The sequence below is a fragment of the Segatella sp. genome, from assembly GCF_977051555.1.
Genome location: NZ_CDRSSE010000001.1, coordinates 68,767 through 91,376 on the forward strand (window position 1 = coordinate 68,767; position 22,610 = coordinate 91,376).

Sequence of the window (22,610 nt, forward strand, 5' to 3'; positions counted from 1 at the left end):
GATTACTGAGTATTAATCCTTCTTCGGATATTTTTTGAACCAGCCATCCAGGCGCAGTCGCATCACGCCAAAGAAAGCCTCACCAAAGATGCCACCACTCATCTTGCTCACACCTTCACGACGGTTAACAAAGATGACAGGCACCTCCTTGATCTTGAAACCTATTCGATGAGCCGTATATTTCATCTCTATCTGGAAGGCATAGCCCTTGAAGCGGATAGCATCCAAATCTATGGTTTCCAATACCTTACGTCGGTAGCAGACGAATCCTGCTGTGGTATCATTCACCTTAAATCCGGTTACTATACGTACGTATTTAGAAGCGAAATAGCTCATCAATACGCGTCCGATAGGCCAGTTGACCACGTTCACACCCGAAATATATCTTGAGCCTACAGCCACATCATACCCCTCATCGTGAGTTGCCGCATAGAGACGAGGCAAATCATTAGGATCATGACTGAAGTCGGCATCCATCTCGAAGATGAAGTCATAGCCCTGCTTCAATGACCATTTGAAGCCCATGATATAGGCAGTACCCAAACCGAGTTTACCCGAACGCTCCAGGATATGCAGACGACCGGCAAATTCATTAGCCATCAAGCCCTTGACAATGGCAGCAGTACCGTCAGGACTTCCGTCATCGATAACGAGGATATCAAACTGCTTTTCGAGACCGAAGACAGCACGGATGATTTTCTCGATGTTTTCCTTCTCATTATATGTAGGAATGATTACTATGCTATCACTCATAACTTCTTCTAATTTTAATGATTCTGATACTAAATAATGTAATACAGATGCAAAATTACAACTTATTTTTGAAATAACAAGCGAAAAGCCGAAATTATTGGTCCGGATTCTCTACAAAACCCTGATATTTCTTGTCAAGTCCGTTCATGATCGCCTCATAGCTCTTGTTCATCTGGTTCTTGATATTGTCAGCTCCCTTGCCTATCGGCTCGATAGGCTCATGAATGGTAAGCTTCAGAGGATGCCAGAAAGCCCAGTAGATGTCCTTCATGCGAGGCTTCACATCAAAACTGCCATTGATGGTAAGCGGACATACCGGCAACTGCAGTTCATCGGCAAGCATGAAAGCACCGCGACGGAACACGCCCATGTGACCCGTAAACGAACGGGCACCCTCTGGGAATACCACCAGCGACATGCCCTCTTTAAGCACCTCGCGAGCACGGTCATAAGAAGCACGGATCTTAGAAGGTCCGCTCTTGTCTACAAAGATGTGGTGCGCATACTCACAGGCGATACCGATGAGAGGCACTTTGCGCAAGCCCTTCTTCATCATCCACTTGAAGTTTCTGCCCAGAAAACCGTATATCAGGAAGATATCGAAAGCGCCCTGATGATTGGCCACGAAAACATAACTCTGGTTCTTCTTGAGATGCTCACGTCCCTCCACCTTTACAGGCAGAAGGAGAATGCGGACCCAAAGCCAGGACCAATACTTACCAGGATAATAGCCCCAGAAATGGCCATTGCCCAGCATACATCCCAAAACAGTAATTAAACTGGTTAAAACGCTAGCCAACAAGAGGATAGGCAAGCATATAACAAGTTGATACAGACGATATAAGTACTTCATTTTTTATTTAAGAATGAATAATTTAACACTCAACATTTAACATTCAACACTCCTCATTTTCTTTTGAGTGTGATGACCACGATTTCTGCCGTAGCCCCGATGCGGATTGGAACGGTACCGCCCAGACCTGATGTGGTATAGAGCTGGCAACCCTCCTCCTCGAAGAGGCCATAATCATAAGGAGTAAACATCGACGGACGCAAGCCCAGGATACTGATCTGCCCTGCATGCGTATGACCGCTCAATGTAAGCTGCGGTGCTACAACCAGCGAATCCTTCCTGTCCGGTCCAATCACATCGCCATCCTCATCCTTCTCCTTATTAATAGTAGAAGGCCAGGTCTCGCGCCATTGCTTTGGCATATGCTGCAGCATCAGCACGAAAGAGCCCGGTCTGATGCCATACAGTGCCTTCCTTACGTTGGTTCGCTTTGGTTTGTTATAGTTCTCTGTACCAGCTACATAGATGCTATCAGCGCCTCTATGCACCGCCACATGCTCATTCATCAGCAGGCGCCATCCGCAACTCCGCTGGAAGTCCTGCATCCGCTTCTCTAATGCAGCTATCTCCTGCTCGTCATCTACATCCATATAATAGGTGTAATCGTGATTGCCCAACACACTCATCACGCCGTCTCTGGCTTTCAGACTGCTGAGCAGCGCCTGATACTCAGGCAGTTCATCGGGCGTAACATTCTGTAAATCACCCGTAAAGCAAATCAGATCAGGCTTCTCGGCATTGATGCTGTCGATATCGCGCTGAGGCAGATGACCACGCCAGCCATAGTATGACCCGAGATGGATGTCGCTGAACTGAACGATGCGATAGCCCTCGAAAGATTTCGGCAGATTGGGTACATAGACGGTGATTCGCTTGACCTGCATCTTAGGAAATCCTTCGGTAAATCCGTAGATAAAGCAGAAGAACGCCACCGCTCCCACTACCAGTCCGAGGAGCTTGCCCCAGTTGCGATGTCCGTGAAGGAGCCGCATACAGCACCAACCGAAGACACAGAACAGGCTGAAGACAAACTGCGGAACTGCACATACTGCCATCATCACAAACCAGATGTCGATGAGCACTGGATTGCGTGGCAGGAAGTTGGGCAGCATCGTGATATACGCGCTGTAGGCGATAACCACGAAAGCCGGCAACCAGAAGAGCACCCTCTGCCAGAGACTCTTCAGCCGTAACTTGCCATACCTTTTATATATCCACAGATACGGCAACAGGGTGAATACCACTACGGGTATCAATATTCTTGCTATCATTTCTTGATCAAACTTGATTGAAGATACGTTTTCATTGCCTGCACGGGCACTCCTCTGCGCTGTGCATAGTCGCGAAGCTGGTCGTCTCCTATCCGTCCCAGTTCGAAATACCGCGACTTGGGATGTGCAAACATCAGCCCCGAGACACTGGCATGAGGCGTCATCATTCCGCTTGTGGTGAGCCGGATGCCCACCTGACTCATATCGATGAGCTGGTCGATGATGAAGTTGGCACTGGTATCGGGCAGCGAAGGATATCCTATAGCCGGACGGATGCCCTGATAGCGCTCCAGATGCTGGTCTTCGATGCTCAGCTGCTCGTCGGGAGCATAGCCCCAGATGCTGCGTCTCACCTCTTCGTGCAACTTCTCTGCCGTGGCTTCAGCCAACCGGTCGCAGAGTGTCTGTGCCATCATATTGAGGTAGTCGTCCGTGCGATATTTCTTCTCCAGACCGCCATCTACCGTCGTGCAGAAGATACCCAGCCGGTCTGTTATTCCGCTGCCCAGAGGACGGATGAAATCAGCCAGACAGAGATTGGGTTCTCCCTGAGCCGCCGGATGCTGCTGACGGAGCATCGGGAAGCGGACTTTCTGCCCTTCCAGCCAGATATCATCCCCCTCGCTGTTCGCCTCGAAGAGTCCGAAGACGGCATAGGTATGATATTCGTCTTCCCATGAATGGAGCATATCGAGCGCCTCTGCCTTCAGTTTTTCCTTTTCCTCACGAGGTTTGCCGCTCAATCCCCAGGCATGATAGAAATATAGCCAGTTGATATATGGCTCAATTTCGCTTATATTGTATACTATTCTTCGCATCCGATACGATATTTTATTTTACAATCCCCGTAAGATTTCCCTCTTTTCAGGAATTGCTTCTGAACTCCAGTTCTTCTCCTCTGCAAGCGGCATCAAACACGCCTTTGTTATAGATCAGACGACCGTTACAGAAAGTCTGTTCCACTTTCCATGCAAACTCGTCACCCTCTACAGGGCTCCATTTACACTTGCTCTGAATCACCTCTTCGGTCACCTTCCAAGGCTCTCCCTTGCGCACCACAACGACATCTGCCTTATAACCCGGACGCAGGAAGCCGCGCTGACTGATATGGAACAGACGGGCTGGATTATGGCACATCAGTTCAACCAGGCGTTCGATACTGATTACCTTTTCGTCAACAAGTTTCAGCATGCTTACCAGCGAGAACTGTACCATTGGCATACCTGATGCAGCCTTGGCACAACCGCCCTGTTTATCCTTCAACTGATGAGGAGCGTGATCAGTACCTACTACAGTTATCTTACCATTACTCAGCGCCTTACGTAAAGCTTCGCGATCAGCAGCGGTCTTTACAGCAGGGTTGCATTTGATGCGTGCGCCCTTCACAGCGTAATCTTTATCCGAGAACATAAGATGAGCCACAACAGCCTCGCCTGTAATATTTTCATCCTTACCGAAGAACTCCAGTTCCTTAGCCGTAGTAACGTGAGCGATATGGAGATGCGCCCCGCTTTCCTTAGCCAGCTGCACCGCCAGACAGCTGCTTTCATAGCAAGCCTCCTCGCTGCGTATTTCCGGATGATGTTCTACGGCAGGGTCCTCACCCCATTTCTGCTTAGCCAGCTGCATGTTGCGATTAATGATTTCGGTATCCTCACAGTGGGTCATCACCGGCAAATCCAGCTCTTTCGCCTTCTTGAAGATAGCCTGCAGCGCCTCATATTTATCCACCAGCATATTGCCCGTACTAGAGCCCATAAAGAGCTTGATTCCCGGAACATGATGCGTATCGAGCTGTTCAAAATCATTTACATTATCATTAGTAGCACCAAAGAAGAAACTGTAGTTCACATGACTCTTCTCAGCGCCCAGCTGCCGCTTCGCCTGCCAGGCCTCCAGAGTGGTAGTCTGAGGTACCGTGTTAGGCATCTCAAAATAACTGGTCACACCACCAAAGGCAGCTGCGCGGCTTTCGCTCTCGATGTCAGCCTTCTGCGTAAGTCCAGGCTCACGGAAGTGAACATGATCATCAATCACACCCGGCAAAACAAAACACCCCGAGGCATCGATGACTTCATCGTAATTGCCACGGGGTGCCTCGCCTTCATATATTTCCTTGATAAATTCACCATCCAACAAGAGGTCGCCCACAAAAGAGCGACCCTCATTTATAATGGTTCCATTCTTGATTAATTTCATATTACTAAACTTATAAAATGAAGAGTTTTACAAGATGTTAATGCCCAAGACCTTGAAAGAGCCCTGTTTCTACTCCTTCCCTTCCTGTTTTTCAGGAATCGTAGGCGCAGCCAGTTCGTTGGCTGTAGGTGCCGGAGCCGCATCAGGATTTACCTGTGGAGCCGCCTCCATCTCTGGCTGCATGCCGCCCTGTGCATCTCGGGTACCGTTCATAATCTCCTGATTTTCTTGAGCTTTCTTATAATAGTCCTTTACATAAGGATCATTCTTGAAATAGTCGGTAGCCTTGCTCATGATATCCTCAATCCAAGGAGAGAGCATCGGATACTGGTTGCCCATTGTAACGAGGAAGAAGACGCCCGGTCCCAGCACATTGTTGAAGTTGTCGGTAACAAACGAAGTGATGAGCTTGTCTTCCTGCTCAGAGAGGCGGATGGATTCCTCGTTCAGATGCTTGTTGACAGCCACCATATCGCTACCGTTCATGATAGCCTGGTCGTGCTTGTGTACCAGTTCGCGCAACTGATTCTGAATCTGCTGGTATTTCTTGAAGAATCCGAAGAGTTTATCGTTCATAGGAGTACCGCTTACCACCTGCTGTGTATCATCGAGCTTCACCGTAATGCTTCCACTCTCCAGCACCAGCGGCAGCACAGGGTCATCATCCATGAAGATATTCGCCATCTTCATAGAGTCGACAGAACCCTGAAAATGGAACTGTCCGTGCACTACATCGCAAGAATCCACGTTCTTGAAATCGTTGTTTTCCAGTATCTTAAGGTACAGCATGCGTCCGTCCAGAGTACTTACGTTAGAAGTACCCGAGATATCGTAACTGTTGGCACAAGATGCAAGTGCCATCAAGACAATGAATGCGTAAAATATTCTATTCATAAGCTATCTATATCACTTTCGGTGAACAAAAGTACAATCTTAATTTGAACTGACGAAATAAATTGCAGCAATTTAATTCATTCTTACAAGATTTATGTTTTGTTTGCACTCCTATTGGCCACCGAAAGCTTTTTTCTCGTCCTTTCTACATTACTGATTGTTTTCCTTCTTCAGTTCATGAGAGATGCGATGCGTGGTATACAGTTCCAGCAGGGCTGCGATGAGGAGGAATACTACCCACTTATTATAGAAATAGGTGATATAGGTCTCATAATTCTCAAACCAGCGGCGCAGGAAAGCATACACCGTATCTACCATCGAGATGCCTGAGAGCACGAAGAAGATGTCTGCTACATACTGCATCCGCTTCAGGCGGTGGATAACCAACGAAGGTCCATCATAAATCTGCATCGCCTGCATTACACTGAAGAGTATGGTGCCCAGCAGGAACCCCCAGCTCGTTACCTGCACCAGCTGCGGATGTGAAAAACCAAATGCGAAGCAAGCCGCACCGACAACCATCAGCACGCCGCCCAGCAAGAAAATAACACTTTCCAGTTTACTCAATTGTTTCATTTTCGTCTTGTTCGTTAGTTTTTTCCGGAATATCCGAACTCAATACAAAGATGTCTTCATCATCAGCCTTCATGAAATAACACTGGCGGGCTATCTTCTCAAATGCCCGCGCACCATGCTGCATATCGCGCAGGGTATGCTTGTCGTTTTCATACTGCTCACGATACTTTTCTATCTCCGAACGGAGCGTAGCTATCTCTATCTGGTACTTAATGTGCTGCCTTACACTGTTGTCGTCAACTACACCAACTACCAGAACACCCGCCACAATCACTATAAGATACTTATAATGAGCGAGATAATTCCATATAATACCAAGTTTTTTACTCATTTCTTCCGAATTTGTTTGCAAAGATAATATTTTTTTGTTATCTTTGCATCATCAATTAAGAAAAAATAATGGAAGAGTATATAGTTTCTGCAAGAAAGTACCGTCCGATGACCTTCGATTCGGTTGTCGGACAGAGTGCATTGACCACCACTTTGAAGAATGCAGTGAAGAGCGGCAAGCTGGCGCACGCCTATCTTTTCTGCGGTCCGAGAGGTGTGGGAAAAACCACTTGTGCCCGCATTTTTGCGAAGGCAATCAACTGCGAGCATCCTCGTGAAGACGGCGAGGCATGTAACGAATGTGAGAGCTGCCGTGCCTTCAATGAGCAGCGTTCCTACAACATCTTCGAGCTGGATGCCGCCAGCAACAACGGTGTTGACCAGATTAAGGTTCTGATGGAGCAGACCCGCATCCCGCCTCAGGTGGGCAAGTATAAGGTGTTTATCATCGATGAGGTCCACATGCTCTCTACAGCCGCCTTCAACGCCTTTCTCAAGACGTTGGAAGAGCCACCTCAGCATGTCATCTTCATCCTCGCCACTACCGAGAAGCATAAGATTCTGCCTACCATCCTGAGCCGATGCCAGATTTACGACTTCGAGCGAATGACGGTAGCCAATACCATCAACCACCTGAAGATGGTGGCTGAGAAGGAAGGCATACAATATGAAGAGCAGGCGCTCGCCGTGATAGCCGAAAAGGCAGACGGAGGTATGCGCGATGCCCTCTCTATCTTCGATCAGGCTGCCAGTTTCTGCATGGGCAACATCACTTACCAGAAGGTAATCGAGGACCTGAACGTGCTCGACAGCGACAACTATTTCCGTCTGGTAGACCTGGCTCTGGAGAATAAGGTGGCCGAGATGATGGTAACACTCGACGGCATTCTGAGCCGCGGTTTCGATGGCGGCAACATGATACAGGGGCTTGCCCAGCACGTGCGCAATGTGATGATGGCGAAGGATCCTCAGACCCTGCCTCTGCTCGAGACCAGCGACGACCAGAAAGCCAAGTTCCAGGCTCAGGCCCAGAAGGCACCTACACCTTTCTTATATAAGGCGCTGGAACTGATGAACCAGTGCGATATCCATTACCGCGCCAGCAGCAACAAGCGATTACTGGTAGAGCTCACCCTGATACAGATAGGCCAGATTACGCAGCCCGAGGATCAGGATGTGCCTAGTGCGGGGCGTACGCCCAATAGATTAAAATCCCTGTTTCAGAAACTCCTGGCTCAGTCTAAGCTTGCCTCTCAGGGTGCAGGTTCTGAGCCTTCCGGTAGCAGCGAAAACCGGTCATCACAGCCGGGAGCGTCTGCTGCTACAGCTACTGCTGTGCCTTCGTCAGGGGCACCGACAGCCGCTTCTGCAGCCTCCAATGCTGCATCTTATTCTGCATCGGCCACCGCAGCCGCATCTGCCTCTCCAGAAGGCTCAGCCGCTGCCGGAGCTGCTACTGATGCTGCATCGCCTCACAAGCCACGACTCAAGAATATCAAGCTGGGCGGCATAGGCATGACTTTCTCTAACCTGAAGAAGAAGGAGGAGAACCAGCGCCGCCTGCACAGTCCGTATGATGATGCCAATGAGGAAAAAGCGACCATCACGGGCGACCAGAACGAGTTCACCCAGGAGCAGGTGGAAGCAACATGGTTCAGTATGTGCATGAGAATGCAGAACAAGCTGGATTTCATAGGCTTAGCCAACCGCATGAAGAGTATCATACCGAAGATAACCAACTATCCGCAGATAGAGGTTATCATCAACAACCAGCTCTTACTAGACGACGTTTTGAACATCAAGAACCGCATTCTCAAGACTTTCGTCTTAGGGCTTCACAACAGCGAACTGAGCATCAGTTACCGCCTTGCCGACCAGGAAGAGGTAGGCAAGGTTCTGACCAAGAATGAAGTTCTGGAACTTCTTATGGAGAAGAACCCTGCGATGAAAAAACTCACAAAGGACCTGGATCTGGTCATGACATAGAAGATACTCCACACGATACGAAATTCTCCACTCCATGTAGGACAACCTATACGGAGTGGAGAAAATTGTTTTTACAAATATCAAAACTTGGTGCTATAAGAGATACATAAGAGTGAAAGACCAAAGGGCGTTACAGCGTGACAGTTGTGACAGTTGTGACAGTTTTCAGGGGAGGGGGTTATTGCGAGTTTACAGCCATCAAATTATAAGTATATATATTTAAATTATTATATATATATTTATATATAATAATTTACCTCTAAAGAAAGGGAAGGAGGGGTAGGCGCTGAAAACTGTCACAACTGTCACAACTGTCACACTGTAACGCTTTCTGGGTAAAAAGGAAGTAATCAGAAGAAATGGCTTTTTTCATAGCATCTCATTGTTTTCTTGCTCAAAACACACAGAGAAACATTTTACAAAATATAGTTTTCTCCCCCGCAACTCTACGACTTTTTTTGTTTAACTACGAAAGCCGGAATGTTAAAATCGGTTTAACATAACTCTGCAAGGTGAAATTTGGCAGTTCAGAGATTTTGTTGTACTTTTGCACCATCGTTAAAAAGATACCCATGAAGCGCAGACCTTGATGTCGTGAAACGCGACACCAAACTTTTACGACCCGCGAAATGCAAGGGTTGACGCTGTAAGACACAGCCTCAAGGTATAAAACAAAAAAAGCCCCCGATGCAGAAAAGCACCGGGAGCCTTCGTAAGCAAATTATTATTATCTTAAAAAAGATCAATTGAATATGCAGCACATCACAGTACACACCATGACGCACCGACAGAAAGGCCTAGATGAGGTTCATGCCCGCTTCCTCAGCCTCCTTGCGCATCTCCTCAGGCCAGATGCTAGCCTGAATCTCACCAATGTGAGCCTTATGAAGCAATACCATGCACAGACGGCTCTGGCCGATACCGCCACCAATGCTCAGAGGCAACTTGTCGTTCAGGAGCTGCTGATGGAAATAAAGCTTCTCTCTATCCTCCTTGCCCTCCAGCTTAAGCTGACGCAGCAGACTCTCCTTGTCGACACGGATACCCATAGAACTGAGCTCGAAACTGCGACCCAGAACAGGATACCAGATGAGGATATCACCATTCAGTCCCACCTTGCCGTTCTCAGCCACGGTGCTCCAGTCATCATAGTCAGGAGCTCGGCCATCATGCTTCTTGCCATCACTCAACTTGCCTCCGATGCCCTCTACAAATACAGCGCCATACTTCTTGCAGATAGCATCCTCACGCTCCTTAGGAGAAAGGTCTGGATACATATCGAGCAAATCCTGCGCATGAATAAAATGAATCTCCTTAGGCAGGAAAGGCTTCAGCTGAGGATAATGCTCGCAAGCCAGGAACTCGGTACGCAAGATGGCACCATAGATGCGGCGCACGATATTCTCGAGGAAGGCGATGGTACGGTCTTTCTTGGTAATCACAGCCTCCCAGTCCCACTGGTCAACATAGAGCGAATGAAGATTATCCAGCTCCTCGTCAGCACGGATGGCGTTCATATCTGTATATACGCCATAAGCAGGCTCAATCTCATACTCGGCAAGCGTCAGTCGCTTCCACTTGGCAAGAGAATGAACCACCTCAGCCTGGGCTTCGCCCAAATCCTTGATAGGGAAACTTACAGGGCGCTCTACGCCGTTCAGGTCATCATTGATACCAAGACCCTTCAATACGAAGAGCGGAGCGGTAACACGACGCAGACGGAGTTCGGTGCTCAGGTTTTGCTGGAAAAAATCTTTTATCATTTTAATACCCATTTCGGTCTGGCGCATATCCAGCAGCGCCTTGTACCCTTCAGGTTTTATCAAATTGCTCATTTTTATTTCATATTTAGTATTTGCGCTGCAAAGGTACAAAATAATAATTAATCTGCAAGCATTTTTCCGTATTTTTTCGCAAAATGATAGCATTTTTAAGTTTTTTAGTAGCATTTTGTAGAACAATTTACAAATATACATTATATATATGAAAAAATCTGCCCCAAATATTTGGTTATTTCAAATAAAAGCAGTAATTTTGCAGTCGACTTCCCGATTCGATGTCATTCAGGCGGAGAAACGGGCGGCAGAAAAGAGGGTCTCGTAGCTTAGCTGAATAGAGCGTCAGATTCCGGTTCTGAAGGTCGTGGGTTTGAATCCCACCGAGATCACCCGAAACAACAGAAATGATTAATAATTGAAAACATGGATTTAGTAGAACGATTTATAAACTATACGAAATTCGACACACAGTCGAGCGAAGAATCGACCAGCGTGCCTAGTACGGCAAAACAGCTCGAATTTGCCAAGTACCTGAAGAAGGAACTTGAGGACGAAGGACTGAGCGATGTCGAAATGGATGACATGGGCTATATCTATGCCACCCTGAAGAGCAATACCAAGAAAAAGACTCCTACCATCGGATTTATTTCACACATGGATACATCGCCTGATGCCAGCGGAAAGGATGTAAAGGCGCGCGTCATCAAGAACTATGACGGCAACGACATCGAGCTGAGCCCGGGCATCATCTCAAGCGTTGAGACTTTCCCAGAGCTGAAGGCTCACAAGGGAGAGGATATCATCGTGACAGACGGTACTACCCTGCTGGGTGCTGACGACAAGGCGGGCATCGCTGAAATCGTACAGGCTATGTGCTATCTGCGCGACCACGATGAAATCAAGCACGGAGATATCCGTGTAGGTTTCAATCCTGACGAGGAAATCGGTATGGGTGCACATCATTTCGATGTTGAGAAGTTTGGCTGCGACTGGGCGTACACCGTAGATGGCGGCGACCTGGGCGACCTGGAATACGAGAACTTCAATGCTGCCGGAGCTAAGATCATCATCAAGGGCGTGAGCGTTCATACAGGCTATGCCAAGGGAAAGATGGTGAATGCAAGCCGACTGGCTGTGGAATTCCAGAACATGATTCCTGAGAACGAGACTCCTGAGCAGACTGAAGGCTACCAGGGTTTCTATCACCTCATCGGCATCGAGAGCCGCTGCGAGGAGGCAAAACTCAGCTACATCATCCGAGATCACGACCGCAACAAGTTTGAAAGCCGCAAGGATTTCATCGAGGATTGCGTGAACAAGATGAACGAGAAATATGGCGACGGAACCGTAAAGGCGGTTATCTACGACCAGTACTATAACATGAAGGAGAAGATTGATCCTAACATGCACGTCATCGACATCGTGCTCAGAGCGATGCAGGAGAGCGGCGTTCCACCTCGTGTAGAGCCTATCCGCGGCGGTACCGACGGAGCCCAGCTGAGCTTCAAGGGTCTGCCTTGTCCTAACATCTTCGCCGGCGGTGTCAACTTCCACGGCCCTCACGAGTTTGTGAGCATCCAGGTAATGGAGAAGGTAGTGAAGACCATCGTGAAGATAGCGGAAATCACAGAAGAATACAACGACTAATACAGATATGGGGAATTTAGACACATCTAAATTCCCCTTTTTCATAAACAGAAAAATATGGCTGAAATTCCATTCTTAGTAAAAGACCTTGCCCTCATCCTGATGGTAGCAGGCATCGTAACCCTCATCTTCAAGAGGCTCAAGCAGCCGCTGGTGCTGGGATACATCATGGCGGGATTCCTGGTTTCGCCACACATGTCCTACACCATGTCGGTAGTCGACGAGACGGATATCCAGACCTGGGCCGACATCGGTGTCATCTTCACCCTCTTCTCACTCGGTCTCGACTTCTCGTTCAAGAAAATCGTGAAGATGGGCGCCTCTCCCATCATCGCCACCGTGGTCATCGTGTTCTGCATGATGATGCTGGGCATCAGCGTAGGCCACGGTTTCGGCTGGAGAAGGATGGACTGCATCTTCCTGGGCGGTATGCTCGCCATGAGCTCCACCACTATTATATATAAGGCATTCGATGATATGCGGCTGCGCACCCAGAAGTTTGCCTCGATGGTGATGAGCGTACTGATACTGGAAGATATCCTGGCTATCGTGATGATGGTGATGCTGTCGGCGATAGCGAGCGGAAGCAGTCCCGACGGCGGACAGATGCTTGCCTCTATCGTGAAGATAGGCTTCTTCCTGGGCGTGTGGTTTATCGTGGGTATCTTCGCCATTCCGTGGTTCCTGCGTTCGGTGAGGAAACTTATCAATGCCGAAACCCTGCTCATCGTTTCGCTGGGTCTGTGCTGCGGCATGGCGGTACTGAGCACCAAGGTGGGGTTCAGCAGCGCCTTCGGAGCCTTCGTCATGGGCAGCATACTGGCAGAAACCATTGAGGCAGAGAAGATTATCAAACTCGTAGAACCGGTAAAGAATCTCTTCGGAGCCATCTTCTTCGTATCGGTAGGTATGCTGGTAGACCCGAAGATTCTGGTAGAATATGCCGTTCCTATCCTCGCCCTGGTGGGCACGATACTGGTAGGTCAGGCGATATTCGGCACCTTCGGATTCATGCTCGGAGGCGAGTCGCTGAAGTCGGCGATGCGCTGCGGTTTCTCGATGGCTCAGATTGGTGAGTTCTCTTTCATCATCGCCTCGCTGGGTCTGTCGCTCGGCGTCATCAGCAAGTTCCTCTATCCGGTAGTGGTAGCAGTGAGCGTCATCACCACCTTCCTTACACCTTATATGATCCGTCTTGCCACACCTACCTATCAGGTGATGGAGAAACATCTGCCCGACAAGCTCATCCATATTCTGAACCATTTCGCGATGAGTCATCCCCAGACGCAGCAACAGAGCAAGTGGAAATCGCTGATCCGGCAGATGCTGGTCAACACCACCGCCTACTCCATCCTCTCGGCAGCCGTCATCGCCCTGATGTTCACCTTCGTGCTGCCGCTGATGCGCAATCTGCTGCCAGGCTGGCATCTCCACTGGTATGCCAACGCCATCACCGGTCTGCTCACCATCGTGTTCATCTCACCATTCCTGCGCGCCATCGTGATGAAGAAGAACCACAGTGCCGAGTGGAAACGCCTCTGGGTAGAGAGCAGCATCAACCGCGTGCCGCTGCTCTTTACGGTGTTCGTGCGCTTTATGATAGCACTGGCTTTCATCTTCTATATCATCAATTTTCTCTCGCGCTTTACCAATGCGCTGATTGTCTGCATCGGTGCAGCAGTAGTGATGCTGATGATAACCTCCCGCCACATCAAGAAGCGTAGCATCGTGATGGAGCGGGTCTTCGTCCACAACCTGCGTTCGCGCGATATTGCGGCTCAGGTGAATGGCGAAAAGCGGCCGCTCTACGAGGGCAGACTGCTAGACCGGGATATCCACATCAGCGAATTTGAAGTGCCTGAAGATAGCAGTTGGACTGGCAAATCGCTGAGAGAGTTGCATCTGCGCCAGCGGTTCGGTGTAGACCTGAGCAGCATTCACCGCGGCTCTCACCGGCTGAACATCCCGAACGGCGACATGATCATCTTCCCGGGCGACAAGCTGCAGGTAATCGGCAACGACGACCAGCTGCAGAAATTCAATATCGCCCTGCAGAGCGACCTGCTGCCTGAGGAGGCTGAAATAGAAAAGCGCGAGATGAAACTCAGCCAGCTCATCATCTCTTCTTCCAGCGAATTCCTGGGCAAGACGCTCATCGAAAGCGGTATCAGAGACCGGTACAACTGCATGGTTGTAGGACTGGAAGAAGGTCGTGAGAATCTGACGCACGTATCCCCTACCCGAGTCTTCAAGAAGGGAGACATCATCTGGATAGTGGGAGAAGAAGCAGATTTGAAGAGAATCAAAAATTAAATGAAACACCACTACTTCACGGTGATATGGAAGCAACCCTGGTTCACCTCATATTTAATATAGCAGCGGTTCTTGTTGCGGAAATCGCGAAGCACCTCGGAGAACACCCATTTCAGGGTATCATTCTGCACCTGGCGGCGAGGCTGTTCACGGGTCTGAATCTGCTTATAGCGGTTGTAGCAGATATCGAAGGTAGTACCATAGAGATGGCACGAATTCTCGGTAGCATTGCCGTTTCGGGTACGCAGTTTCGCCACATCATCCTTTGTACGCAGAATGCTCGTCACGATAATCTTATGCAGCGGAATGCCCTTGATCTGCAGCGAATCGAAATAGGCACGACCAATATCCTGGAGCAGCACAGAGGCACGAGGCACCAGATAAGGAATACTGTTGTTCAGCTTGTCGACATAAAAGAAAGGATTGCTGCCCACATACACCAGCTTGCCCTTGCTGTTCTCCGCCTCCAGACGGTTCTGTACCGGTTTCACACCATGCTTAGTAGCCGCCAGAATCTGCACATCCTGCTGGTCGGGGAAAGTATTGCCGAAATGAGGCACCGAGAAGATGCGATGCTTCACCTCCTTGCCATCCTTGTCGAAGAAGATAGAAGGCTTGCCGCTCTGTGCCGTATCAGGCATAACAGAGAGTTCATCCTTCTTCAGGTCCTCAGCCACATTTCCATCAGCACCAGCGGGAGCATCAGAAATCTCAGCAGAAGAAGCATCAGAAGCAGCCGCCGTTTTCGGTTTTGCCACCCCCGGGAAGATGACTCTTACCAGCGCCAAAAGCAAAACCACAATACCAAAACCCTGTAAATATCTATTCTTACTAATCTTCATAATTATCTTATTTTCACGAAATAATATTCTATATTCTTCAGGCAAAACGGGAACCGCATCGCCAAATTTAGCTGCAAAGGTAACAAAATCTCTCGAAAAAATAGCTTTTTTAATATTTAAAGAATGTTTTATTCGCCGAAATTTGCTCATTTCATGGAAAAGTAGTAATTTTGCAGCGTTATATAACAAAATATTAGATAGGATAGTTTAAACTTTATAGAATTAAGACATTTTGATAGAGAAACATATTGTACTCGAAGATATCGATCCAGTGATGTTCTACGGTGTGAACAATGCCCACCTGCAGATGATTAAATCGCTGTATCCTAAGTTGCGTATCGTAGCACGCGACAACGTGATTCGTGTGCTCGGCGACGAGGAGGAAATGGCAAAGGTGGAAGAGGATATTGAGCAGATGCGCAAGCACTTGCTTAAATACAACATGCTCAATGATGAAGACATCCTGGACATCGTGAAAGGAAAACAGACCAAGGCGGACAGCGTGAAAGGCGTGCTGGTATACAGCATCAGCGGCCGACCTATCAAGAGCCGCAGCGAAAACCAGCAGCAGCTGATAGATGCTTACGAGAAGAACGACATGGTATTTGCCGTGGGACCAGCCGGTACCGGTAAGACCTATCTCAGCATCGCCCTTGCCGTAAAGGCCCTCAAGGAGAAAGCCATCAAGAAAATCATCCTCTCACGACCAGCCGTAGAAGCCGGCGAAAAGCTCGGTTTCCTGCCTGGCGATATGAAAGACAAAATTGACCCATACCTCCAGCCGCTCTACGATGCGTTGGAAGACATGATACCTGCCGTAAAGCTGCAGGATATGATGGAAAAGCACATTATCCAGATTGCTCCGCTCGCCTTTATGCGCGGACGCACACTCAGCGATGCCGTCGTCATCCTCGACGAGGCGCAGAACACAACCTCCCAACAAATTCGCATGTTCCTAACCCGTATGGGCATGAACACCAAGATGATTATCACCGGCGACCTGACACAGATAGACCTGCCACGCGAACAGCGAAGCGGACTGAAAGAGGCGCTCAAGATTCTGGACGGCGTGGAAGGCATCGGAGTGGTGAAGCTGGGACAGAAGGATATCGTGCGCCACAAACTCGTAACCCGCATCGTCAACGCATACGACAAGTATGACAAGGAGAGAGCGGAAGCACGGGAAGCTCAGAAAGCAGAAAAAGATAATTCAAAATAATAAGAATTAAGAATGAACAGAATGATTACGCAAGGCATATCATAAAGTTCAAAGTTCAAAATTCAAAGTTCAAAGTAAAATGAAAGCATTAACAAAGACAGATTTCCATTTTGATGGACAGAAGAGTGTTTACCACGGTAAAGTACGTGATGTGTATGACATTAACGACGACATCCTCGTGATGGTCGCTACCGACAGAATCTCAGCGTTCGACGTTGTTCTGCCTAAGGGTATCCCATTCAAAGGACAGGTGCTCAATCAGATTGCAGCTAAGTTCCTGGACACAACTACAGACATCTGTCCAAACTGGAAGTTGGCTACTCCAGACCCAATGGTTACCGTAGGTTTGAAGTGCGAAGGTTTCCGCGTGGAGATGATCATCCGTTCTATCCTCACCGGTAGTGCATGGCGCGAGTATCAGAAGGGCTGCCGCGAGATCTGCGGTGTGAAGTTGCCAGACGGTATGCGCGAGAACCAGCGTTTCCCAGAGCCTATCATTACCCCTACTACAAAGGCCGACGAGGGTCACGACATGAACATTTCTAAGGAAGAGATTATCGCCCAGGGCATTGTTAGTGCAGAGGATTACGCTGTGATGGAGGACTACACACGCCGCATCTTCGCCCGCGGTCAGGAAATCGCTGCCAAGCAGGGATTGATTCTCGTAGATACCAAGTACGAGTTCGGCAAGCGCGACGGCAAGGTTTATCTCATCGATGAGATCCACACTCCAGACTCTAGCCGCTACTTCTATGCTGACGGTTACGAGGAGAAGTTTGAGAAGGGTGAACCACAGCGCCAGCTCTCTAAGGAGTTCGTTCGCCAGTGGCTCATCGAGCACAACTTCATGAACGAACCAGGCCAGACTATGCCAGAGATTACCGACGAGTATGCAGAGAGCGTATCCGACCGCTACATCGAGCTGTACGAGCACATCACCGGCGAGAAGTTTGACAAGGCTGCAGAGGAAGGCGACATCGCTGCCCGCATCGAGAAGAACGTAAGTGAGTGGCTTGCTGCACACAAGTAAACTATATATTAATGTATAAGCAAGAACAGATAAAGCCCTACGAGGGCACAGGAGACAAGGGCAAGCTGGTAGAGGAGATGTTCGACAACATCGCCCCTACCTACGATACCCTGAATCACCGACTCTCGTGGGATATCGATAAGGGATGGCGCAAGAAGGCAATCAGGCGTCTTGCGCCCTTCTCTCCTAAAAAAATGCTCGACATCGCTACCGGTACCGGCGATTTCGCCATCCTAGCCGCCCAGATGCTACATCCCGACCAGCTAATCGGAGCAGACATCTCGGAAGGCATGATGGAGATAGGCAGACAGAAGGTAAAGCAGCTGGGACTGGAAAACACCATCTCCTTTGCCAAGGAAGACTGCCTCAACCTCTCGTTCCAGGACGAGAGCTTCGACGCAGTAACCGCAGCCTTCGGTATCAGGAACTTCCAGAACCTGGACCAGGGACTGAAGGAAATGTGCCGGGTACTGAAAAAAGGCGGACATCTCTGCATCGTAGAACTCACCACACCGGTCAGTTTCCCGATGAAGCAGCTGTTCAGCATCTACAGCAACACCGTCTTGCCGATTTATGGCAAACTCATCAGCAAAGACCAGAGCGCCTACAGATATCTCAACAAGACCATCGAGGCATTCCCTCAGGGCGAGGTCATGATGGAGGTGTTCAAAAAGGCAGGATTCGCAAAGGCAGAGTTCAAACGACTCACCTTCGGCATCTGCACACTCTATTTCGCAACCAAATAAAACAAAAATATTATGGACAAGTATGGACTCATAGGTTACCCTCTGGGACATTCGTTCTCAAAGAACTATTTCAACGAAAAGTTTGAGAACGAGGGCATCGATGCCCAATACATCAACTTCGAGATACCTTCTATCGAAAATCTTACCGAGATTCTCGACTCAAATCCTGAGCTTAAGGGTCTCAACGTCACCATTCCTTACAAGGAGAAAGTGATCAGCTATCTCGACGTGGTAAGCCCTGAGGCGAATGCTATCGGAGCCGTCAACGTGATCAAGGTGGAGCACAGAGGTGAAGATGTTTATCTGAAAGGATACAACAGCGATGTCATCGGTTTTACCAAGAGCATCGAACCTTATATCGAGCCTTATCACAAGAAGGCACTCATCCTGGGCACTGGCGGAGCTTCAAAGGCTATCAACTTCGGTCTGAAATCGCTCGGACAGGAGACGATCTTCGTGAGTCGATACGAGCGTCCGGGTACAATCCAGTACGAAAAAATCACCCCTGAGGTCATCCAGGAGTATAATGTCATCGTTAACTGCACCCCTGTGGGCATGTATCCACACGTAGACGAGTGTCCTGCGCTGCCTTACGAGGCAATGGACAGCCACACCCTGCTCTACGACCTCATCTACAATCCCGACGAAACCCTCTTCATGAAGAAGGGCAAAGAACATGGAGCCACAGTAAAGAATGGCTTGGAAATGCTCTTGTTGCAAGCCTTTGCATCATGGGATTTCTGGCACCAGGAAAAATAAGCATATCATAAAGTTCAAAGATCAAAGTTCAAAGTAAGAATATGAGTAACAATAGATATATGATGCGCGGTGTTAGCGCAGCAAAGGAAGATGTTCACAACGCTATCAAGAACATCGACAAGGGTATCTTCCCACAGGCTTTCTGCAAGATCATACCTGATATCTTGGGCGGCGACCCAGAGTATTGTAACATTATGCATGCCGACGGTGCAGGTACCAAGTCGAGCTTGGCTTACATGTACTGGAAGGAGACGGGCGACCTCTCTGTATGGAAAGGTATCGCTCAAGATGCTATCGTGATGAATACCGACGACCTGCTCTGCGTAGGTGCCGTAGACAACATCCTCGTAAGCTCTACCATCGGACGCAACAAGATGCTCATCCCAGGCGAGGTAATCTCAGCTATCATCAACGGTACTGACGACCTGCTCCACGAGATGCGTGAGATGGGTATCGGCATCTATCCTACCGGCGGTGAGACTGCTGATGTAGGCGACCTGGTTCGTACTATCATCGTTGACTCTACCGTTACCTGCCGCATGAAGCGCAGCGACGTCATCAACAATGCCAACATCCGTCCAGGCGATGTCATCGTAGGTCTTTCTTCTACAGGTCAGGCTACTTACGAGAAGAAGTACAACGGCGGTATGGGCAGCAACGGTTTGACTTCTGCCCGCCACGATGTATTCGCCAAGTATCTCGCAGAAAACTATCCTGAGAGCTACGACCACGCCGTGCCAGACGAGTTAGTTTACAGCGGTAAGTATAAGTTGACTGATGAAGTAGAAGGTTCACCTGTCAACGCCGGAGAACTGGTACTCTCTCCTACCCGTACCTACGCTCCTGTCATCAAGAAGATTCTCGATGAGCTCCGCCCAGAGGTTCACGGTATGGTTCACTGCACCGGCGGTGCCCAGACCAAGGTTCTTCACTTCGTAGGCGAGAACTGCAAGGTAGTGAAGGACAACATGTTCCCTGTGCCTCCACTCTTCAAGGCGATCCACGACTGCTCAGAGACCGACTGGAAGGAAATGTATCAGGTATTCAACATGGGTCACCGCATGGAGATCTACGTTCGTCCTGAGATTGCCGAGAAAGTTATCGCCATCAGCAAGAGTTTCAACATCGATGCCCAGATTGTGGGCCACATCGAAGAAGGCAAGCGCAGCCTGACCATCAAGAGCGAATTCGGAACATTCGAATACTAAAAATAGAATTAAAATTAATGGACAATAACAACATATTACAGAAGCTAGAAGGCTTAGAGAGCCGATACGAGGAAGTAAGCACCCTCATTACCGACCCAGATGTCATCGCCGACCAGCCACGTTACGTGAAACTCACCAAGGAATGGAAAGACCTGGGTGACATCATGGACGCACGCAAGCGATACATCAACTGTCTGAACAGCATCAAAGAGGCAAAGGACATCCTTGCCAACGAGAGCGATCCGGAAATGAAGGAGATGGCTCGCGAAGAACTCAACGAGAACGAGGCGCTGCAGCCTAAACTCGAAGAAGAAATCAAGATTGCGCTGGTACCTAAGGACCCAGAAGACGCCAAGAACGTACAGATGGAAATCCGAGGCGGTGCCGGAGGCGACGAGGCTGCCCTCTTTGCAGGCGACCTATTTAATATGTATAAGAAATACTGCGAATCGAAGGGATGGACCGTCAGCGTGACTTCTGTTTCTGAAGGCGCAGTAGGTGGATACAAGGAAATCGACTTCGCCGTGAGCGGTACTGACGTTTACGGTACATTGAAGTACGAATCAGGTGTTCACCGTGTTCAGCGTGTGCCTGCTACTGAAACACAGGGCCGTATGCACACCTCAGCTGCTACCGTGGCCGTATTGCCAGAGGCAGACAAGTTTGAGGTGAACATCAACGAAGGAGACATCAAGTGGGATACCTTCCGAAGTTCAGGTGCCGGTGGTCAGAACGTGAACAAGGTGGAGTCTGGTGTACGTCTCCGCTACCCTTGGAAAAACCCTAATACAGGCGAGGTTGAGGAAATCCTCATCGAGTGTACCGAAACCCGTGACCAGCCAAAGAACAAGGAGCGTGCCTTGAGCCGCCTCTATACATTCATCCACGACCGTGAGCACCAGAAGTATGTTGACGATATCGCCAGCCGCCGCAAGAGCCTCGTTTCTACCGGTGACCGCAGTGCGAAGATCCGTACCTACAACTTTCCTCAGGGCCGTGTTACCGACCACCGTATCGGTTACACCACTCACGATCTCAACGGTTTCCTGGCAGGTGATATTCAGGACATGATTGATGCCCTGACCGTAGCCGAGAACGCAGAGAAGCTGAAAGAAACAGAATTGTAAAACCCCGATTCATCGTTCCGTACTTCGGGGCGATGAATCATCATATCAATCCATTATGAACAGAAAAGAACTCGTAGAGCAGATTTTCGCCAAGAAGAGTTTCTTGTGCGTAGGTCTTGACACAGATATCAACAAGTTGCCTAAGTGCATCACCGAGAGTGAAGACATCCAGGGCGCAGAAGCCGAAATGATATTCAGATTCAACAAGGCTATCATCGATGCAACAGCCCCATACTGTGTGGCTTACAAGCCAAACCTGGCTTTCTATGAGAGCCGCGGCATCGATGGCATGATTGCCTTCGAAAACACCATCAAGTATCTCCACAGCCACTATCCAAACCATTTCATCATCGCAGATGCCAAGCGCGGTGATATCGGCAACACCAGCAAGATGTATGCCCAGACATTCTTCGAGGAGTACAATATCGACTCTGTAACCGTAGCACCTTATATGGGTGAGGATTCAGTCAAGCCATTCCTCGAGTATGACGGCAAGTGGGTTATCCTCCTGACACTTACCAGCAACAAGGGTAGCCACGACTTCCAGCTCACCGAGGATAAGGAGGGCGAGCGCCTCTTCGAGAAGGTTCTCAAGAAGAGCCAGGAATGGGGCAACGATGAGAACATGATGTATGTAGTAGGCGCTACACAGGGCAAGATGTTCGAAGACATCCGCAAGGTGGCTCCTAACCACTTCCTCCTCGTACCGGGCGTAGGCGCACAGGGTGGCAGCCTGCAGGAGGTTTGCAAGTATGGCATCATCAAGGACTGCGGCTTGCTCGTCAACTCTTCCCGCGGCATCATCTATGCCAGCAACGGCGATGACTTTGCTGAGGTAGCAGGTCAGAAAGCTAAGGAATTGCAGGCAGAAATGGCAGCAGAACTTGCTAAGTTATAAAAAATCGATTTAGGCGCAAAGTATCTTGAAAAAGAGGCTTTGCGCCTAAAAAATACCCTTTTATGGGGCGAAAAAGCAAAATATTACAAAATAAAGTCGAGAATCTAAATCTTTTTTGCTATTTTTGCAAACAAATTGCGGTTACCTAAAGGTAATGATGCCTTGGGAACCTAAATAAACA

20 protein-coding genes and 1 tRNA gene are annotated in these 22,610 nt (G+C 48.9%); 11 read left to right on the top strand and 10 right to left on the bottom strand.

What is annotated here, in order from left to right; translation table 11 throughout:
• Positions 1-12: 12 nt before the first annotated feature.
• The 8 genes from ACWJAO_RS00255 to ACWJAO_RS00290 form a co-directional block, all read right to left on the bottom strand.
• Complete coding sequence (locus tag ACWJAO_RS00255) at positions 13-753, bottom strand: polyprenol monophosphomannose synthase (RefSeq protein WP_006847253.1); 741 nt, start codon at positions 751-753, stop codon at positions 13-15.
• Between the two features lie 94 nt (positions 754-847).
• Entirely contained in the window at positions 848-1,606 is a 759-nt protein-coding gene (locus ACWJAO_RS00260) for a lysophospholipid acyltransferase family protein (RefSeq protein ID WP_144152067.1), read from the bottom strand.
• A 53-nt stretch (positions 1,607-1,659) separates the two neighbouring features.
• Positions 1,660-2,877, bottom strand: coding sequence for a metallophosphoesterase (locus ACWJAO_RS00265; RefSeq protein WP_449138846.1), 1,218 nt, complete (start codon positions 2,875-2,877; stop codon positions 1,660-1,662).
• Positions 2,874-3,695, bottom strand: coding sequence for a vitamin B12 dependent-methionine synthase activation domain-containing protein (locus tag ACWJAO_RS00270; protein WP_449138847.1), 822 nt, complete (start codon positions 3,693-3,695; stop codon positions 2,874-2,876). The genes ACWJAO_RS00265 and ACWJAO_RS00270 overlap by 4 nt, the downstream gene beginning before the upstream one ends.
• Before the next feature lie 46 nt (positions 3,696-3,741).
• Positions 3,742-5,076, bottom strand: coding sequence for a dihydroorotase (locus ACWJAO_RS00275; protein ID WP_449138848.1), 1,335 nt, complete (start codon positions 5,074-5,076; stop codon positions 3,742-3,744).
• Positions 5,077-5,145: 69 nt separating this feature from the next.
• Positions 5,146-5,970 carry a DUF4369 domain-containing protein gene (locus tag ACWJAO_RS00280; RefSeq protein WP_449138849.1) on the bottom strand — a complete coding sequence of 275 codons (825 nt, stop codon included), beginning with the start codon at positions 5,968-5,970 and terminating at the stop codon, positions 5,146-5,148.
• A 150-nt stretch (positions 5,971-6,120) separates the two neighbouring features.
• The gene (locus ACWJAO_RS00285; protein ID WP_449138850.1) at positions 6,121-6,546 is read right to left on the bottom strand and encodes a hypothetical protein; all 426 of its coding nucleotides are present in this window, start codon (positions 6,544-6,546) and stop codon (positions 6,121-6,123) included.
• Positions 6,530-6,877, bottom strand: a complete 348-nt coding sequence (locus ACWJAO_RS00290; protein WP_144152047.1) for an FtsB family cell division protein — start codon at positions 6,875-6,877, stop codon at positions 6,530-6,532. The genes ACWJAO_RS00285 and ACWJAO_RS00290 overlap by 17 nt, the downstream gene beginning before the upstream one ends.
• 68 nt (positions 6,878-6,945) lie before the next feature.
• Here ACWJAO_RS00290 and ACWJAO_RS00295 point away from each other — a divergent pair, with 68 nt between their 5' ends.
• Positions 6,946-8,862, top strand: coding sequence for a DNA polymerase III subunit gamma/tau (locus tag ACWJAO_RS00295; RefSeq protein WP_449138851.1), 1,917 nt, complete (start codon positions 6,946-6,948; stop codon positions 8,860-8,862).
• Between the two features lie 797 nt (positions 8,863-9,659).
• Here the strand turns inward: ACWJAO_RS00295 and asnA are convergent.
• Positions 9,660-10,697, bottom strand: a complete 1,038-nt coding sequence (asnA, locus tag ACWJAO_RS00300) for an aspartate--ammonia ligase (RefSeq protein ID WP_449138852.1) — start codon at positions 10,695-10,697, stop codon at positions 9,660-9,662.
• 258 nt (positions 10,698-10,955) lie between these two features.
• Here asnA and ACWJAO_RS00305 point away from each other — a divergent pair.
• The 3 genes from ACWJAO_RS00305 to ACWJAO_RS00315 all read left to right on the top strand — a co-directional run bounded on the left by ACWJAO_RS00305 (position 10,956) and on the right by ACWJAO_RS00315 (position 14,600).
• A tRNA-Arg gene (locus ACWJAO_RS00305) sits at positions 10,956-11,029 on the top strand.
• A 34-nt stretch (positions 11,030-11,063) separates the two neighbouring features.
• On the top strand, positions 11,064-12,287 hold the full coding sequence (gene pepT, locus ACWJAO_RS00310; RefSeq protein ID WP_334674084.1) for a peptidase T: 1,224 nt from the start codon (positions 11,064-11,066) through the stop codon (positions 12,285-12,287).
• A gap of 57 nt (positions 12,288-12,344) precedes the next feature.
• Complete coding sequence (locus ACWJAO_RS00315) at positions 12,345-14,600, top strand: cation:proton antiporter domain-containing protein (RefSeq protein ID WP_449138853.1); 2,256 nt, start codon at positions 12,345-12,347, stop codon at positions 14,598-14,600.
• A gap of 11 nt (positions 14,601-14,611) precedes the next feature.
• Here the strand turns inward: ACWJAO_RS00315 and ACWJAO_RS00320 are convergent, their stop codons facing one another.
• The gene (locus tag ACWJAO_RS00320; RefSeq protein ID WP_186292226.1) at positions 14,612-15,442 is read right to left on the bottom strand and encodes a DUF5715 family protein; all 831 of its coding nucleotides are present in this window, start codon (positions 15,440-15,442) and stop codon (positions 14,612-14,614) included.
• A 232-nt stretch (positions 15,443-15,674) separates the two neighbouring features.
• Between ACWJAO_RS00320 and ACWJAO_RS00325 the strand changes: the two genes are divergently transcribed.
• The 7 genes from ACWJAO_RS00325 (at position 15,675) to pyrF (ending at position 22,429) form a co-directional block, all read left to right on the top strand.
• A complete protein-coding gene (locus ACWJAO_RS00325; protein WP_022120453.1) occupies positions 15,675-16,661 on the top strand; it encodes a PhoH family protein in 987 nt (328 codons plus the stop codon).
• Between the two features lie 79 nt (positions 16,662-16,740).
• On the top strand, positions 16,741-17,691 hold the full coding sequence (locus ACWJAO_RS00330; protein ID WP_117587647.1) for a phosphoribosylaminoimidazolesuccinocarboxamide synthase: 951 nt from the start codon (positions 16,741-16,743) through the stop codon (positions 17,689-17,691).
• Between the two features lie 11 nt (positions 17,692-17,702).
• The gene (gene ubiE / locus ACWJAO_RS00335) at positions 17,703-18,437 is read left to right on the top strand and encodes a bifunctional demethylmenaquinone methyltransferase/2-methoxy-6-polyprenyl-1,4-benzoquinol methylase UbiE (RefSeq protein WP_264900699.1); all 735 of its coding nucleotides are present in this window, start codon (positions 17,703-17,705) and stop codon (positions 18,435-18,437) included.
• Between the two features lie 12 nt (positions 18,438-18,449).
• The gene (locus ACWJAO_RS00340) at positions 18,450-19,196 is read left to right on the top strand and encodes a shikimate dehydrogenase family protein (protein WP_449138854.1); all 747 of its coding nucleotides are present in this window, start codon (positions 18,450-18,452) and stop codon (positions 19,194-19,196) included.
• A 59-nt stretch (positions 19,197-19,255) separates the two neighbouring features.
• Positions 19,256-20,404 (top strand): AIR synthase-related protein, encoded by a 1,149-nt coding sequence (locus ACWJAO_RS00345; protein WP_264902653.1) that lies wholly within the window; start codon positions 19,256-19,258, stop codon positions 20,402-20,404.
• 17 nt (positions 20,405-20,421) lie between these two features.
• A complete protein-coding gene (gene prfA / locus ACWJAO_RS00350; protein WP_006847233.1) occupies positions 20,422-21,531 on the top strand; it encodes a peptide chain release factor 1 in 1,110 nt (369 codons plus the stop codon).
• A 55-nt stretch (positions 21,532-21,586) separates the two neighbouring features.
• Positions 21,587-22,429: an orotidine-5'-phosphate decarboxylase gene (pyrF, locus tag ACWJAO_RS00355; protein WP_449138855.1), complete on the top strand. Its 843-nt coding sequence runs from the start codon at positions 21,587-21,589 to the stop codon at positions 22,427-22,429.
• The last annotated feature ends 181 nt before the right edge of the window (positions 22,430-22,610 follow it).

Coding starts and splice junctions, on each gene's coding strand:
- ACWJAO_RS00255 (WP_006847253.1), bottom strand. CDS start 753: ATGAGTGATAGCATAGTAATCATTCCTACATATAATGAGAAGGAAAAC.
- ACWJAO_RS00260 (WP_144152067.1), bottom strand. CDS start 1,606: ATGAAGTACTTATATCGTCTGTATCAACTTGTTATATGCTTGCCTATC.
- ACWJAO_RS00265 (WP_449138846.1), bottom strand. CDS start 2,877: ATGATAGCAAGAATATTGATACCCGTAGTGGTATTCACCCTGTTGCCG.
- ACWJAO_RS00270 (WP_449138847.1), bottom strand. CDS start 3,695: ATGCGAAGAATAGTATACAATATAAGCGAAATTGAGCCATATATCAAC.
- ACWJAO_RS00275 (WP_449138848.1), bottom strand. CDS start 5,076: ATGAAATTAATCAAGAATGGAACCATTATAAATGAGGGTCGCTCTTTT.
- ACWJAO_RS00280 (WP_449138849.1), bottom strand. CDS start 5,970: ATGAATAGAATATTTTACGCATTCATTGTCTTGATGGCACTTGCATCT.
- ACWJAO_RS00285 (WP_449138850.1), bottom strand. CDS start 6,546: ATGAAACAATTGAGTAAACTGGAAAGTGTTATTTTCTTGCTGGGCGGC.
- ACWJAO_RS00290 (WP_144152047.1), bottom strand. CDS start 6,877: ATGAGTAAAAAACTTGGTATTATATGGAATTATCTCGCTCATTATAAG.
- ACWJAO_RS00295 (WP_449138851.1), top strand. CDS start 6,946: ATGGAAGAGTATATAGTTTCTGCAAGAAAGTACCGTCCGATGACCTTC.
- asnA (WP_449138852.1), bottom strand. CDS start 10,697: ATGAGCAATTTGATAAAACCTGAAGGGTACAAGGCGCTGCTGGATATG.
- pepT (WP_334674084.1), top strand. CDS start 11,064: ATGGATTTAGTAGAACGATTTATAAACTATACGAAATTCGACACACAG.
- ACWJAO_RS00315 (WP_449138853.1), top strand. CDS start 12,345: ATGGCTGAAATTCCATTCTTAGTAAAAGACCTTGCCCTCATCCTGATG.
- ACWJAO_RS00320 (WP_186292226.1), bottom strand. CDS start 15,442: ATGAAGATTAGTAAGAATAGATATTTACAGGGTTTTGGTATTGTGGTT.
- ACWJAO_RS00330 (WP_117587647.1), top strand. CDS start 16,741: ATGAAAGCATTAACAAAGACAGATTTCCATTTTGATGGACAGAAGAGT.
- ubiE (WP_264900699.1), top strand. CDS start 17,703: ATGTATAAGCAAGAACAGATAAAGCCCTACGAGGGCACAGGAGACAAG.
- ACWJAO_RS00340 (WP_449138854.1), top strand. CDS start 18,450: ATGGACAAGTATGGACTCATAGGTTACCCTCTGGGACATTCGTTCTCA.
- ACWJAO_RS00345 (WP_264902653.1), top strand. CDS start 19,256: ATGATGCGCGGTGTTAGCGCAGCAAAGGAAGATGTTCACAACGCTATC.
- prfA (WP_006847233.1), top strand. CDS start 20,422: ATGGACAATAACAACATATTACAGAAGCTAGAAGGCTTAGAGAGCCGA.
- pyrF (WP_449138855.1), top strand. CDS start 21,587: ATGAACAGAAAAGAACTCGTAGAGCAGATTTTCGCCAAGAAGAGTTTC.